General features: G+C 63.4%; 11 protein-coding genes. 3 read left to right on the top strand and 8 right to left on the bottom strand.

The features are described 5' to 3' along the window. Positions 1-8 precede the first annotated feature (8 nt). The 6 genes from PXH66_RS17915 to PXH66_RS17890 are packed head-to-tail and all read right to left on the bottom strand — an operon-like array spanning position 9 to position 7,331. Positions 9-860: a carbohydrate ABC transporter permease gene (locus tag PXH66_RS17915; RefSeq protein WP_330931116.1), complete on the bottom strand. Its 852-nt coding sequence runs from the start codon at positions 858-860 to the stop codon at positions 9-11. Further along, positions 857-1,744 carry a carbohydrate ABC transporter permease gene (locus tag PXH66_RS17910; RefSeq protein WP_330931117.1) on the bottom strand — a complete coding sequence of 296 codons (888 nt, stop codon included), beginning with the start codon at positions 1,742-1,744 and terminating at the stop codon, positions 857-859. Before PXH66_RS17910 ends, PXH66_RS17915 begins: the two co-directional genes overlap by 4 nt. Next, positions 1,741-3,156, bottom strand: coding sequence for an ABC transporter substrate-binding protein (locus tag PXH66_RS17905; RefSeq protein ID WP_330931118.1), 1,416 nt, complete (start codon positions 3,154-3,156; stop codon positions 1,741-1,743). The genes PXH66_RS17910 and PXH66_RS17905 overlap by 4 nt, the downstream gene beginning before the upstream one ends. Positions 3,157-3,186: 30 nt before the next feature. Beyond that, positions 3,187-4,530, bottom strand: coding sequence for a GH1 family beta-glucosidase (locus PXH66_RS17900; RefSeq protein ID WP_330931119.1), 1,344 nt, complete (start codon positions 4,528-4,530; stop codon positions 3,187-3,189). 24 nt (positions 4,531-4,554) lie between these two features. Beyond that, positions 4,555-5,514: an acetylxylan esterase gene (locus PXH66_RS17895; protein WP_330931120.1), complete on the bottom strand. Its 960-nt coding sequence runs from the start codon at positions 5,512-5,514 to the stop codon at positions 4,555-4,557. A gap of 5 nt (positions 5,515-5,519) precedes the next feature. Continuing rightward, entirely contained in the window at positions 5,520-7,331 is a 1,812-nt protein-coding gene (locus tag PXH66_RS17890; RefSeq protein ID WP_330932093.1) for a hypothetical protein, read from the bottom strand. A gap of 292 nt (positions 7,332-7,623) precedes the next feature. Here PXH66_RS17890 and PXH66_RS17885 point away from each other — a divergent pair, with 292 nt between their 5' ends. From PXH66_RS17885 to PXH66_RS17875, 3 genes are all read left to right on the top strand, one after another. Then, positions 7,624-9,903 (top strand): TonB-dependent siderophore receptor, encoded by a 2,280-nt coding sequence (locus tag PXH66_RS17885; protein WP_330931122.1) that lies wholly within the window; start codon positions 7,624-7,626, stop codon positions 9,901-9,903. A gap of 94 nt (positions 9,904-9,997) precedes the next feature. Next, positions 9,998-10,810 carry a DUF1961 family protein gene (locus PXH66_RS17880; protein ID WP_330931123.1) on the top strand — a complete coding sequence of 271 codons (813 nt, stop codon included), beginning with the start codon at positions 9,998-10,000 and terminating at the stop codon, positions 10,808-10,810. Between the two features lie 88 nt (positions 10,811-10,898). Beyond that, positions 10,899-11,831 (top strand): transposase, encoded by a 933-nt coding sequence (locus PXH66_RS17875; protein ID WP_330931124.1) that lies wholly within the window; start codon positions 10,899-10,901, stop codon positions 11,829-11,831. Positions 11,832-11,877: 46 nt separating this feature from the next. Here PXH66_RS17875 and PXH66_RS17870 read toward each other — a convergent pair whose 3' ends face one another. Both PXH66_RS17870 and PXH66_RS17865 read right to left on the bottom strand, forming a co-directional pair. After that, a complete protein-coding gene (locus PXH66_RS17870; protein WP_330931125.1) occupies positions 11,878-13,416 on the bottom strand; it encodes a GH39 family glycosyl hydrolase in 1,539 nt (512 codons plus the stop codon). Between the two features lie 62 nt (positions 13,417-13,478). Then, complete coding sequence (locus PXH66_RS17865) at positions 13,479-14,717, bottom strand: right-handed parallel beta-helix repeat-containing protein (protein WP_330931126.1); 1,239 nt, start codon at positions 14,715-14,717, stop codon at positions 13,479-13,481. Between the last annotated feature and the right edge of the window lie 27 nt (positions 14,718-14,744).

Below are 14,744 nucleotides of genomic sequence, written 5' to 3'. Positions count from 1 at the left end.
CTGCTTCGTCAGCCTTTGACGGCGCCCGAAGTTAGACCGGAGATAAAATCGCGCTGAAGCAGGAGGAACAGGCACATGACGGGCGCGATCGAGACAAGCGTGCCGGACATGATCAGTCCGTATTCGGTGCCGTGGAGTCCGCGCAGGTTGTTGATCGCGACGGAAAGCGGGAATGCCTCGGGGCTTTGTAACGCGATTTGCGGTCCGATGAAGTTGTTCCACGCCCCCAGAAACGTGATGAGCAGGAAGGCTCCGATCATAGGCCGCACGAGGGGGATCACGATGGTGAAGAAAATGCGGAATTCACCGGCGCCATCGATACGCGCGGCTTCGAGCAGTTCGGGCGGCACGGCGTTGAGCATCGCCTGCCGAAAAAGAAACACGCCGAAGGCCGGAGCGATCGCGGGCAGAATCAATCCGGCGTAGCTGTTGAGCAGACCGAGTTGCCAGAGCAGTTGATAACTCGGCGCGATGAGCAACGGTCCGGGGATGATCAACGCGCCGAGCACGAGGCTGGTGAGCCACGTGCGACCGCGAAACGAAAACTTGGCCAAACCATAGCCGCCCATCGCGCAGATGAACGTAGCCAGGGTGCTCGTGACCGAGGCGAGCATGCACGAATTCACCATCGCCCGACCGATGGGAAACTCGCGGAACAGGCGGCGGAAGTTGTCCGCGGTCAGTCGCTCCCAGGCGATGCCGCCCCAGCCCTCACCGCGCGGCAAAAAGAACGACGTGAAATAATCCTCCGGTGTTTTGAGGGCGGAGGTGATCATCCAGATAAACGGGATGAGCGTGATGACCGCGAAGAAGATCAGCGCGACGTAAACCGGGATCAGGGCGGCGCGGCGCGGGGTCATCCGGATATCTCCTTTCGCGCGGCCCGGGCCTGGGCCCACGCCGCGCCGACGAGGATCAACCCGAGCACCCAGCCGATCGCACTGGCATAACCGAGATCGCCGGTGAGGAAGCCCGTCTGGAACAGATACATCACAATGGTCAGGCCGTTGTTGCCGGGGCCGCCACTGTTGTTGAGCAGCACCCACGGCAGTTCGAAGAGCTGAAAACTGCCAATGACGGACAACAGCACCACGAAGCCGGCGACGGGACGGATCTCCGGCAGCACGACGTGCCGGAATCGCGCCCACGGACCGGCCCCGTCGATTTCGGCGGCCTCCATCAACTCGCGATTCACGTTCTGCAACGCGGCCAGGAAGTAGATCATGTTAAACCCCGCGTAGAGCCACACCGACGCAATGATGAGCGACGGCATGATGTAGGCGTCGAGCCACGCGAACTCCGGATCCCAACTGGAGAACAGCGTGTGCAGGCCGGCGTTGATGAGGCCGGTGTGCTTCTGAAACATCAGGTGGAACATGAGGCCCACGAACACGAGGCCGACCAGCGAAGGGGAGAAAAAGATCAGTCGAAACAAGGCGCGACCGCGGAGCTGCGGGCGATTGAGCAACAGCGCGAGTCCGAGCGCCACCGGCAGTTGCACGAAAATGGCGCCGGCCGTGTAGATCACGGTGTTGCGCACCGCCTGCCAAAAGAGCGGATCGCGCAGGAGAAAGGCAAAGTTGTCGAAGCCGACAAAGCGCGTGCTCCGCGGGCCGAACGTTTGCTGAAAGGCAAGCACGAGCGACTGCAACAACGGCCAGGCCGTAAACAACAGGAAGAGCAGAAGAAATGGAGCCGTGAACACCCAAGGAGCCCAGGCCGCGTGGAGGCGGGTGGGTTTCATGGCGACGGTGGGGGGCGATAGAGCACGTTGCGGCCGACGCGGGCCTCCAGATCGGCCTGCGCGGCGGCGAGTAGCCGACGGGCTTCCGGTTCGAGCGCGATCGGGTCGAAGCGCTGGTGCTCGAGCGCGTGGGCTTTGAGGTCGATCAACACCACCATCAGCCGGTCCATGACCATGGTGTTGAACGGCGACGAGGCGCGCTCCGGCACGAAGGGTGCTTCGCGAATGTAGCGCGCCCCGACTTTTTGCCCGCTGAAAAACGGATCGGGTTCGTGGTAAAACGGCCGCGACCACATCGCCTTGACCGGCGAAATCGTAGCGGTGGACCGGAAGAGTCCTTCCGCCACTTGCGGCGAAAAATAAAGGTGCTTGGCGAAGGCCCAGCTTTTTTCCGGATCGGGCGCCGTGGTCGTGATGCTCAGGCAGGTGCCGCCCCAGACCGACGTGCGTCGGCCGCCCGGTTCCCACGCCGGCAGTCGCATGAGTTTCACTTTGCCCGCCAGTCCGGGAATGTAGTTCTTCCACGTGCCCGCGAGCCAGTCGGGCATGATGGACGCGATGACCGTGCCTTCGAGTCGCATCTGGTCGCCACCGGCGGTGAACTCCGGCGCGTCCACGCAGAACCGGTTGGGACCGGTCACCCACGTGACCAAACGCGCGAGCACCCGGGCGTTGAGCGCGTGGTCGACGGTGACGTGGCCCGCGTCGTCGAAGAACTGACTGCCGGCCTGCAACAGGAGAGCCTGCGTTTGGTCGCGTTGGTTTTCCCAGTAGTTGAGCAGGTAACGATCGGGTCGACCGTCGCCGTCGAGGTCGGCGATGAGCGGTCCGAGCACGCGGTAAAAGTCGTCCCATGTTTCGATCTGCGAGACATCGATGCCGGCCGCCTCGACGATGTCGGACCGGTAACCGAGCAGACAGGGATGCACATCGTGCGGCAGGCCGAAGATCCGCCCGCGCGAGATCCATGGGGACAGCGACGGTGCGTTGAATTGGTCGAGCAGGTTTTCGGCGGCGATGCGGTCGGTGAGATCGACAAATCCCACCTCTTCGATCGGTCCCGCAAATACGCGGGCGACGAGGTCGCGTTCACCCTCGACCAAATCGGCAATGGGCGCGTCGGCGGTCGCCGCCGCCATCATGCGACGTTCGAGTGCCGAGAGATGCAGCAACGTGATATTGATTTGATCGCGGGCATCGGGGTGGTCGCGATTCCAATCCGCGATGGCGGACTCGTAGTCGGTGAGTCGTTGATTGCTGAAAATCCAGAACTCCCGTCCCGGACGCTCGGTCGGTGGCCAGCTCAGAAACACGGCCGACGACACGACCCCGACGAGCACCACGATCCACGCCCCTGTTGGCAAAAACGAGGTCGGCGTCGGACGACGACGGAGGCGAAAGGGGCGGGGCACGACGGGGATTGGGGGACGAGCAGGCGTAGGCTACACCAGCGTGTTGGTGCGCATCACTTCCGCATACCATTGGGCGCTGAGCTTGGGCGTGCGGCGTTGCGTGGCGTAGTCGGTGTAGCAGATGCCGAAGCGTTTGCTGAAGCCTTCGAGCCACTCGAAGTTATCCATGAACGACCAACAAAAATAGCCGTCAACCGGCACGCCGTCGGCGATCGCACGGTGCAGTTCGCCGAGGCACTGGCGCACGTATTGGCGGCGATGCAGATCGAGGATCTCGCCGTTGGCGGTGGGCACGTCGTCGTAGCCCGCTCCGTTTTCAGTGATGTAGATCTGCTTCACGCCGTAGACGCTTTGCATGAGTCGCGGGCCCCAATACATCGCCTGCGGCAGGAGTCGTAGCCATGGCGCATCGGCCGTCGGATAGCTGGGCGGGAAAGGCAATGTTTCAGGACGACCGTCCTCGCCGGCGCGCACGTAGACTCCGGTGTAAATATTGAGGCCGAAGAAGTCGGTGGGTTGGCTGATGAGGGCGAAGTCGTCCGCCTCGGTTTCGGCGCCGTGGTCTCCGGCGATTTGCTGGTAAAGCGCGCCGTATTCGCCGCGAAAGACCGGATCAATCGAGCGGTAGTTGAGCTCGCGAAAGGCTTGTTCGGCAGCCGCGATGTGCGGCGCGGTTTCCATGATCGGCACGGGAATGACCGCATCGTCGGTGAGCCCGACGCGGGCGCCGGGGGCGCCGTGCTCGCGCACCGCGCGCACGCCCTCACCGTGGGCGAGCAGCGCGGTGTGGTAGGTCTGGTGCACGATCTGGTCGGACTCGATGATCCCGGGTGGGCGGATGACGTCGCCGTAGGCGAGCACCGTAAAGCAGCGCATTTCGTTGAGCGTGATCCAGTTTTTCACGCGGTCGCCGTAGGTGGAGACGATAAGATCGGCGTAGCGCCCGAAAGCGGCGGCGGTGGATCGCACGCGCCACCCGCCTTGATCCTCCAACGCCTGCGGCAGGTCCCAGTGAAACATCGTCACCCACGGCTGGATGTCGTGCGCGAGCATGGCGTCGATCAAGCGGTCGTAAAAGGCGAGCCCCGCCGGATTGGGCGTGCCAGCGCCGTCGGGAATCACCCGCGGCCAGGCCAGCGAGAGGCGGTAGTTTTTGACCCCGAGTTCCTGCATGAGAGCAAAGTCCGATGCGTAGCGGTGATAGTGATCGCACGTTACATCGAGGTTGGCGTCGCCGTGAATTTTTCCGGGCACGCGGGCGAAGCGATCCCAGACGGACTCGCCTTTGCCGTCGAGAAAGGCGGCGCCTTCGATTTGCGGAGCGGCGGTGGCGACGCCCCAGGTGAAATGGGCGGGAAAGGTGGGGGTAGGCATAAAACGGAAGAGGTGGAAGTCGACTCAGCTGGTAAGGAACGACCGGATCGCTGTGCGCACGGCGTCGTCGTCGGCCGTCGCCGCCGGGTAATCCGCGTGACTGCGGGAACGCACGAGCAACGGCCGGTCACCAGCTAACGCGGCATGCACCGCGAATTGTCCGACGGGTGGCACGACATCGTCGATCAGCGCGCATTCCACCAACGTCGGTCGTTCCAGAAAGCGGGCCGCGGTGGCGGCATCGTAGTAGCGCAACACGTCGACGACCTCGGGATGAGTGGCGGCGTAGCGCCGGACGAACTCGCCGCTCCCCGCGCACGGGATTTGCAGGCGCAACGGATGATGACCGAAACTGGGGACGCCGAGAAACGCCCGGCGGAACCGATCGTCCCATGGCAACGCCAGCGCGCCAATGCCGCCGCCGAAGCTGGACCCCACATAGTCGAGGCAATCCGCGGCGGCGGGCACGTGCTCGATCAGGGCGGTGGCCGCGGCCCAGACGTCGGCCGCGCAGCCGCGAAAAATGTAGGTGTCGCGGGACCCAATGCCGCGCAACACATGAGGCGCGGCATCGCGGTCAGCCGGATCGATGCTCAGGCCCAGCCCGCGGGTGCACGGGAAAATCATTGCCGCATCGGGCAACAACGGAATGGCGTCCGGCGCATCGCGTCCGCCGTAGCCGTGACTGATCACCAGACCGCGTCGCACGGGCTGGTGGCGCGGTGTCGCCAACCACCCGCGCAGGCGCACGCGGCCCCACGAGGTGAAGGCAATCTCCTGCACCTCAAACCCCGTCATGGCTGCGGCGCTCGGCGTTAGCTTCGACGCGACGGGAATCGCGCGGGCCTGCGCCAACGTCTCCAACCAGAAGGCCGCGAAGTCGGCGGGAGGCGGAGGCGAAGTCGGTGCCGACAACCGAGCGACCTCGGCATCGATTTCGCGGTCGTGCAGGCTGGGCAGACGGACAAAGGACGGGGATTCCACGACCATCAGGGTAAGTCCGCCGCAGTGAGTTCTGGCAAGGCGAGTTCCGCCAACAACGCGTGGCCGAAGAACACCGTCGAGTAGAGAATGGTCATGCGCCGACGGTTGAGGTGGCCCATGTTGGTGATGTTGGGCAACGCACCATGCAGATCGGGATTCGCGCTCAAGTCCTGATGGCGCAGGCACCACGTGAGTGCGCGGCGGGCCGTGCGGAGCGGAGCCGCGTCGCCCGTGAGTCGGTGCATTTCATAAAACAGCCACGCGCCGATGGCCACGGCCCGCTCGTCGATCGAGTCCTCCGCCTTCGGCACGTGAAACGCATGGGTCCAGGCTCCGTCCTCCGCCTGCGCGGTGGCGATCTTGGCGGCGAGTTGGCGAGCGAGGGTGAGGTAGCGGTGGTCGGTGGTAAGTTCGTAGCCGGAGAGGTAGCCGTGCAGCACCCAGAGGTGACCCTTGATGTCGGCGTCCCAGAAATCGCGGTCCTCATCGCGCAACCAGCCGCGAGCCAACAGCCCGTCGGGTTGGCCCATGTGCGTGAGATGCGAGTCGAGAAAACGGGTGCCGCGATCGATTGCATCGGGGTCTCCGACCAAGGCGTGCAGGCGCTCGAACCCGACCATTCCGAACACGGATTCGTCGAGGGTGTGGGGGGTCCACCGCTCGCGCTGCACGACGTAGTCCTGCGGCACCACGGGATACGCATCCATCAGGCGCTCCGCCGCGTCGGTAAGCCGACGGGTCGCTGTTAGAAAGCGGTCGTCGCCGGTGGCGGCGTGCAGCGGCATCCAGCCCCAGCCGGCCAGAAAAAGGGAGTCGGCGGTCGAGCGGTATTCCACTACGCCGTCGAGCGTGTCGGGCGATTGCGACCAGCGCACCGTGGCGATGTCGTGGGTGGGGTGGTCCGGGTCGTGGAAAATGAAGTCGAGACTGCGCAACCCGGCTGCCGCGGCAGCGTCGCGATAGGTGCCCGGCGGCAGGGCCGGATCGGCCGGCAACTGGGTTTCGAGATCGAGCAGCAGCTTGATGGCCGGCCCCCACGCCCACACCCAGTGCGGCACGCGCCAGAGGCCGCGGGTGTCGTCGTAAATGAGATGGAAGCCATCGGCGAACTGGGGATGACTCGCCGGTATTCGCGATTGCAATACATTGGCCCCAACCGCGCGGGCGGCGCGAAGCAGATGAACGCGATCGGCTACGGTCGCGGCGCTGACGTCGGTAACGGCCGCCGGCGGCCGTTCGGGAGGTGCCGACCGCGTGACTTCCACCGAAGCAAGGGCTTGGGGGCCTCCTGGTGACCATAACTCCACCCGGGCGGTCATCGCTGTCAGCGGGACACGGAAGTGCGTCGGACCCGCTCGGGAGGAAACCTCGCGCCGATACCACATCTGCGGCGGAGCCACGGACCAGCCGTTGAATTGGAGGAGGTTTTCGCCGGGGAGCAGTTGGTCGACGGGAACGGCGAACGAGCCCTCCAGCGAACCTTCCGTCGGCGCGAAGGGACCGTTGAGATTCCAGGTGCCGCGAGTATGCGGTGCAAACGTCACCGCGAGTTCCCACGGCGCGGAGGTGGCGTTGCGATGCACGAAGAAAACCTGGTGCCCCGGGAGCGGGTTCATCGGCAGGTCCGGATTGGTGGGCAGATAGATCTCCCCGGCAAATTTCAAGTCGGCGGCGGTTTCGAGTTTATCGAGATCGTCGACATGGAGGCGCACCTCGTAGATCTCGTCGTCCGGTGGCGTAATGGTCAGATCCAGCAACGGTTGATCCGCCACAAACGCTGCTCGCAGCGGAGGTAACGTCTGCGCGGGAGCGGACACGGTCAGGAAAAGGTGGCCCATAGTGGCGAGGAGGGCGCGATGAAGCCGGGAGCGGGGCAAGGAGGGTAAACGCACCCGGAAAGATTGGGCGGCAACTCCCGGAGGGAATAGCGTCATGTGCACTCAATCGCATGAGTCGGGGAGGGCAGCCCCCGGGGGCTCAACGGCTCATGCGATTGAGTGAGCGCCGGATTAACTCCCTCCGACCGATTATCATGGTGCGGTCATCGCCCGGGAAGTTCGTTCCGTGGCGGTTGTGTTGCTAACTAATCCTACCCAAGAACTAAAACCGATGACCCCGAAAGATTCCTACCCCACGCGCCGAACCCCCTGGGTCGGCGCCGTGCTGTTGGCGTTGCTCGCCACGAGCGCGTTGGCGCAGTCCAATTCCGATGCCACGACCAACGACGATCCCGTCGTCCTCAACCCCTTCGTCGTCTCGACCGAGACGGACGACGCATGGTCGAGCTCCCAGGCCGTGAGCGGCACTCGCACCCGCACGGAGCTGGCCAACCTTCCGGTCAGCATGCAGGTCTTCACGGACGCCTTTCTCAAAGACATCGCGGCCGACGATCTCATTGACGCGGTCGTCTACGCGGCGGGTGTCTCCCAGAGCGCTGGTCAGGCGACCAATGAAGAGGACAACACCAATTTCACGTTGCGCGGCCAGTCCAGCTTCGTGCCCATGCGCAACGGCTTCCGCCGCCTCCGGCTGGCGGGCTCCGCCAACATCGACCGGGTCGAGATTATCAAGGGCCCGTCCTCGCTGCTCTACGGCCAGCTCAACCCGGGCGGCAACGTGAACTACATCACCAAGCGCCCCAGCCTGAAGGGCCAATTCGGCAGTCTGGGTCTCACCATGGGGTCCGAAGAATTCTACAAAAGCGTGCTCGATTACAACTCGGTCATCGCGCCGGGCAAACTGGCCTTCCGTTTCGTCGGCTCCTACCTGGAAGCAGGTAGAGAAGATGTGGATACACTCATGACCGAGACGTTGGTCAACCCCTCGCTTACCTGGTGGATCACCCCCGCCACGCAGCTGACGGTGGAATACGAGAACGCCCGCCGCAACCGCGATCGCCCGCAGTCGGCATTGCCCTATAACTCCAGTCTCAACATCGACGACATGGGCTGGCCCGGCGTGGATCGAACGTTCTCCACGTCTGCACCGCTTGATTTCAACGACACGGAGATGGAGGTCTACACCGTGGACTTCGTGCACCGCTTCAATGACAACTTCACCTTTCGCGCCGACTACACGGAAGCGAGCTGGGATGAAGAGGTGCTCAGTAACGCGACCAACCTGAATTTGATCGGCTCGAACCTCAACATGCTGCGTGACCGCAATGGCAGCTACCGTCGCCGCGGTTCCTGGGACAGTTGGTTTCAGGCGGAGATCGCCAATGAATTCAACTGGGGTGGGGTCGAAGTGAAAAATCTCTTCGGTTTCCAACACGAGGAGTTGCAGTATCGCTCCATCATTTCCGCCGGCAGTCCGGGCGCGTTTCCCAATTCCCGCTGGAATCTCGAGGATCCCTCCACGTGGATGTTCACGCAATACACCCGCGACGATTTCACCGTGCGCAGCAGCTCAGGCAGCACCTCGACCAACCTGACCGACAGCTGGTATATTTCCAACCAGCTCGCCTTTATGGACGGTCGCCTGCGCACCCTGGCCGGCATCCGCGTCGACGATTTCAACGTCGAAGCTTACAACGCCGCCGATGGCTCCATTTCGACCGACGAGGCCGAACCGGCCAAGGTCCCGCAAGTCGGAGTGCTCTTCAAGGCCACCGACACGCTCTCGATCTACACCACCTATTCGGAATCGTTCCTGCCGATCTTCAGCACGGCGCGTCGGCCCGACGGGACGTATTTCTCTCCCAAACCTCAAACCGGTGAAGGCATGGACTTCGGCATCAAAGCCAACTTCATGGAGGGCAAAGTCACCATGACCGCCGCCATCTATGAGGTGAGCAATACCAACATCGTGCGCTTCCTCCCGCAGGTGACTTTGCAGACCTCGGAGGGGCTGGAGACCTTCGCTCCCGCCAACCAATCCGGTGAGGAAACCAGCCGCGGGTTCGAGTTCGACATGCGTTGGAAGCCCAGCGACCAGACCCAGTTGATCTTCTCGTATGGTTACACCGATGCCTGGGTCGCCAATGATCCGCAAAGTAAGGTCACTCTCGGCAACGGCACCGAACTCTTGACCCGCCAGGGCCACCGTCTCGCCTATGCCCCCGAACACACGGCCGCGTTTTTCGTGCGTCAAAACCTCGGTGATTTCGGGGCGTTCACGGGCACCACCTTCACGTTCGGTGGTCGCGGCGTGACCGACTTTGAACAAACCGACATCTGGCCCGTATCCGGTGGACAACTCGTGCCGCCCGCCAACCTCGACGGCTACGTGAAGTTCGACCTGGGGATCGGCGCCAACGTCAAAATCATGGGACACAGCTACAACCTCGGTCTCAACGTGAAGAACGTTTTTGACACCACGTTTCTGCCCAACCGTTACCGCTACGCACCCGGTCGGCAGTTCTTCCTGCGCCTCAATACTCGTTTTTAGGTCGGTCTGTTGTCAGGTAAATCATAACCCTCGCCCCGCCTCGCCACTCGGCAGGCGGGGCTTTTGGTGAAGACTCCCCGACCTGCTCCGCCCCATGTTGCAACAACGGTTCATCCTACCGCTCCTTCTGCTTTGGGGGGCAATATGCGCCGCCGCGCCGGCAGCCGACGAACTCGCGCAGCGCTTCGCCGCTTTACTCGCCGCGCCGACAGCTGAAACGTTCTTCGACCCCGGCCATGGCGACTGGCGGAAACATTGGCAACTCGACGGCGAGGTCGGTGAAGTGACCACGGGGCCGGAAGGCATGACGCTCCAAGCCGGTCCCGACGTCGGCAATAATGCGCATCACGTCGTCCTCTGGACCCGGCAGCGGTTCGCGGACGATGTGCGGATCGACTTCGACTACGTGCGGCTCGATCACGAAACCCGCAACGTGAACATCCTCTATCTGTTCGCCTCCGGCGCCGGAGATCCGCCCTACGTCGCCGACCTGATGGCGTGGCGCGAACTGCGCACGGTGCCGCGCATGTCGCTCTACTTTGATCACGTGCACGCCTATCACCTGAGCTTCGCCGCGTTCGAAATGCAGGGCACCGACCCGGCGGCCGATTATGTGCGCGCCCGGCGCTACCGACCCGATCGGCAACGCGGATTGGAAGACACCGCCATGCCGCCGGACTACGCGCGCACCGGCCTCTTCGCGCCAGGGGTGCCACATCACATCACGGTGGTGCGGCACGGGGCTGACCTCTTCATGCAAGTGAGCAATGCGGAGGCCACGCGCTTGTTTCACTGGGACACCTCGGCATTCCCGCCCATGGCGGAAGGGCACCTCGGCCTCCGCCACATGTTCGGCCGTTCCGCCCGTTATGCCAATTTCCGGGTCGCGCAAATCCCGGTCGAGTAGCAGGGTCCCACTCGACGGGGTCAAGCCGAGTTACGTGTAGTATTGACTGCCCTGGATTGAGAGGTGAAGAGTGAGGATGGTGGCTCGAATGTTACGAATTCAATACCCGGGGGCGATCTACCATGTGATCAACCGGGGGAATTACCGCTCTGATGTCTTTGGCTCGGCTGGGGCTGCCCAGGCTTTTGTAAAAACCTTGGAAGAGGCGGTCGCGCAGTATGGTTGGGAGCTGGGAGCCTACGTGGTGATGCGTAACCATTTTCATCTGGCGGTGCGCACGCCCGCCGGGAACTTGGGAGAAGGGATGCACTGGCTGCAAAGCACGTTTGCAACGCGGTTCAATCGTTTGCGCGGAGAACGGGGGCACTTGTTTCAGGGGCGATACCAGGCGTTCGTGTTGCAGAACGAGGGGGTGTGGGCCCGCGTGGCCGACTACATTCACTTGAATCCGGTGCGGGCGGGGATCGTGCCAGTGGAGCATCTCCATGAATTTCGCTGGAGCAGTCTGGCGAGGTTTCTTAAAAACCAGCGCTGCAAGGGCTTGGTTGCAGATCCGTGGTTAACTACCCTAGGGATGGAGGATACGCCCGGAGGTTGGGAATCCTACGTGTCCCATCTGCGCGATCGCTATCTGCGTGAGGATGAAGGCGATTGTCGGGCGGAGCATGATGCCTTGACCACGGGTTGGGCGGTCGGAGCGGATCGCTGGCGCGCGGGACTGGCCGAGCAGCATCACTCCCAAGTCGATGCACCGGGGGTGGAAGGCCAAGTGGTGCGAGACGTGAAGATACTTCATTGGAGGTCCGTTTTGGCGAAGCTGCTGAGTGCGGCCGGGAAAACCACGGCCGATGTTCAATCGGAGCGAAAGAGCGTCGGATGGAAAATCCAACTCGCGTGGGAGCTACGCCAGAGAGGCGCGGTTCCGTATGCGTGGATTGCCGAAGCGCTTCAGATGGGACGCCCGGATGCCGTGCGCAAATACGTATCGGAGTATTCAAAAAATACACAAAACACGGCCTGACCCCCTTCAGGGGGGTGACCCCGTTCAGGGGGGCGGGAAATTGGGGTTAGGCGGGGATGATTTCCAGGAGGGCGATGCCGGGGGATTCCATGGGGAAGCGGGCGGTGGTGCGGCTGTCGATCGTGGTCGTATCGACGCGGACGGAGGAGGGCGTGAGGTCGTTGTCGGCGGCGAGATCGGCGGTCTGGGCGCGGGAGAGATAGTCCGGGGCTCCGAGGTCGTGCCAGCGCGCGATAACATTGTTTTCCTGCGAATCGACGCGGAAGAGGCGTCCCGGTCGTGAGCCGGCCGGAATATCCACCGCGACGTTAAGGGCTTGGGTGCTGGGCTCGTCTTCGTGGTCGTAGGCGTAGACCAATACGTGGCCGGTGGCGGGCGCAGAGAGGGTGGCGATGGCGCTGTGAAACGAGTCCAGACCTTCGCCGGTGACGGCCACGCGTTCGGTGCCGAGCAGGCCAAGCAGGCGAAAGGCGTGAAAGGCCGGTTTGCGCAGGCCTTGCAGGCTCAGCAGGCCGTAGCCGCCGTAAAAGGCTTCGCGGCCGTAGCCGACCTGATCGTAGATGTCACTGATGCACCAATACGCGAAGGCGTCGGCTTCCTGCGAAATCTCAGCGAGCGTGCGCACGATGAAAGCGGCTTCGCTGGGGCACTCGCGGCGGTGGTCGACGCCGTGAAAGGAGCGGCCCCATTCGTTCCAATGCAACTCACCTTTGAAACCGAAACGGTCGGCCATGGCGCGCACACCGCGGATCACGCCGGCGGCGGAATTGGGCGACTTGCTGGTCTTGTCCTCCTGCGGTCCGTCGAACGGGGCGAGCGCGAGATCCTCGGCGCTGTCGTTGTTGTAAATGTGGGCGATGAGGTAGTCCGGCGCGCAGTCGTGGGCGTTGCCGTAGGTCATGAGGTCGTCGATCCACTCGGCGCGACCGCAGGACGGACCACCCACGCGCAACGAGGCGTCGACGGATTTGATCGCGCCGTGAGTGACGCGCCACAGGTCCATGAAGTCCTGTTGGGAACCGCCCCAGAACCAGCCGTGCAGGTTGGGCTCGTTCCACACCTCGAAATACCACTGGCGCACGATGTCGGGGCCGTAGCGATCGAGGGCGTGGGCGACGCCTTCTTTGACCAACGTTTCCCACTTCCGCCAATCGTCGGGCGGACTGGTGCGGGACTTGTCACTAAAGACGGTGGTCGGGCCCGAGGTGAGGGCGCTGGGCACGAAGCTGGTGGTGAACATCGGGTGCAGGCCGCGATCCTGCAACGAGTCGATGATGTAGTCGGTGATCTGCCAGTTGGTGCGCGGCTCCTTGGACTCGTAGCCGAGAAACGAACCGGGGCTCGAACGGAGCACACGCAGTTCGTCGTCGAACATGCCGACGGCGCGCACATGGCGGGCCCCGAGTTCGCGCTGAGCGATGGCGAGGTGGTCCTGCATGTCGCGCCGCACCATCCAGCGAAACTGGTCCACATTGATCACGCCTTCCCACGTGTGGCGGAAGGCCGTGCGCGGCGCCGTCCACGCCGGCTGGATATGCAGCGAACGGGGAGCGGGGGAAGCGGGGCGGGGCGAAGAGGCGGTCACGGGTAGAGTGGGATCCATCTGGTCTCAGCATTACCTTGCGCGGCCCGGCGGAAACCGACCGCTCACTCAATCGCTTGAGGACGCCCGGGCGGTTGCCAATCGGGCAGCAGGCCGATGCCGCGCGCGAGGTAGACGTCGTCGGCGACGAGACGGTAGTCGCCGACGGCGGGATCACGAAACCGGGGTGGGGCGACCGGCACGTTCGTGTTTTGCACGACCTCGTAGGTGTCGACCCAGCGGTGGGTTTTCAGGAACCGCCGGGCGCCCTGCCAGATGTTGCGGCGCAACTGGAGCCGGCTGCGTGAACCGTTGGCCTGGACGACCGCCTGCATGGTCGGCGTGGCGTGGATGAAATTGTTTTCGATGATGAAGGTGGTCTCGGGCAGATCGGGGAAGCGGCTGTCGTCGAGGTAAAACACCGGCCCGGTCGAACCGTCGGTGGCGAGGTAGTTGTCATGGAAATGTTTGGGCAGTCCACCGGAGGCGATAACGAGGTTGGAGATCGAACCGATGACGAGGTTGTGGTCGACCTCGGCGCGGACCGACGACGTGAACTGCAGGTTGTTGTCCTGCCACAGCACCTCCTCGCGGCCGGAGTTGAGAAAGACGTTGTGGTGCACGCGCACGTCTTCGGGAGCGTTGGAGATTTGGAGCGATTCCCAACCGGCGTTCACGATCACATTGTTCCACACCTTCAGATGGCGGAAGACCTGCCCGGGATACTTGGTCTCGCCGATATAGAGACCCTCGCCGCCGGTGTCGTGGATGAAGTTGTGATGGATGTTGATGTGATCCATGAACGTGTTCACCGCGCCGTCGGTTTTCACCAGCATGCCGGCAAAACCCGTATCCTGGATGTGGATATGGTCGATCTCGAGGTCCGACGACAGGCCGGCGGCGATGATGCCCGAACCGTCGGGATTGGTGCCGGTGAGATGGAAGCCGTAGGCATGGTCGGCACTGCCTGTGCCGGTGAGATGCAGGTGACGGGAGTGACTGATCAGGATGTCGGCGAACTGATCGTCGTTGTGGATCACGACCTGACCGCCGTCGTTGATGATGATCACGGGGGCATCGGCCGAGCCGGTGAGGTTTTCCAGGCGCAACATGCGGCGCGGACCGGCGGCGATGAGCAGCCGGTCGCCGGGCGCGACTTCGAGGGCCTTGCCGTCGACCGTGGCGACGTCGAGCGCGATGATGTGGTCGCGGGCGTGAGCGGCGGCGGAGACGAAAAGCGTGGCCGTGCCCAGCAAGGCAACGAATCTGCGGAGCGAACGGGGCGAACAAAGAGGCAGCGTCATGGGGAGTAGGTTGGTGGTTCCGGCGTC

The sequence above is a fragment of the Synoicihabitans lomoniglobus genome, from assembly GCF_029023725.1.
Taxonomy (GTDB): domain Bacteria; phylum Verrucomicrobiota; class Verrucomicrobiia; order Opitutales; family Opitutaceae; genus Actomonas; species Actomonas lomonigloba.
The sequence above is the reverse complement of the archived record's forward strand: the minus strand, read 5'-3'. Positions and strand labels throughout refer to the sequence as shown.

What these genes read in the sequence shown, in the direction of transcription:
- PXH66_RS17915 (WP_330931116.1), bottom strand. Translation starts at nt 860, where the DNA reads ATGACCCCGCGCCGCGCCGCCCTGATCCCGGTTTACGTCGCGCTGATC.
- PXH66_RS17910 (WP_330931117.1), bottom strand. Translation starts at nt 1,744, where the DNA reads ATGAAACCCACCCGCCTCCACGCGGCCTGGGCTCCTTGGGTGTTCACG.
- PXH66_RS17900 (WP_330931119.1), bottom strand. Translation starts at nt 4,530, where the DNA reads ATGCCTACCCCCACCTTTCCCGCCCATTTCACCTGGGGCGTCGCCACC.
- PXH66_RS17885 (WP_330931122.1), top strand. Translation starts at nt 7,624, where the DNA reads ATGACCCCGAAAGATTCCTACCCCACGCGCCGAACCCCCTGGGTCGGC.
- PXH66_RS17880 (WP_330931123.1), top strand. Translation starts at nt 9,998, where the DNA reads ATGTTGCAACAACGGTTCATCCTACCGCTCCTTCTGCTTTGGGGGGCA.
- PXH66_RS17875 (WP_330931124.1), top strand. Translation starts at nt 10,899, where the DNA reads ATGTTACGAATTCAATACCCGGGGGCGATCTACCATGTGATCAACCGG.
- PXH66_RS17865 (WP_330931126.1), bottom strand. Translation starts at nt 14,717, where the DNA reads ATGACGCTGCCTCTTTGTTCGCCCCGTTCGCTCCGCAGATTCGTTGCC.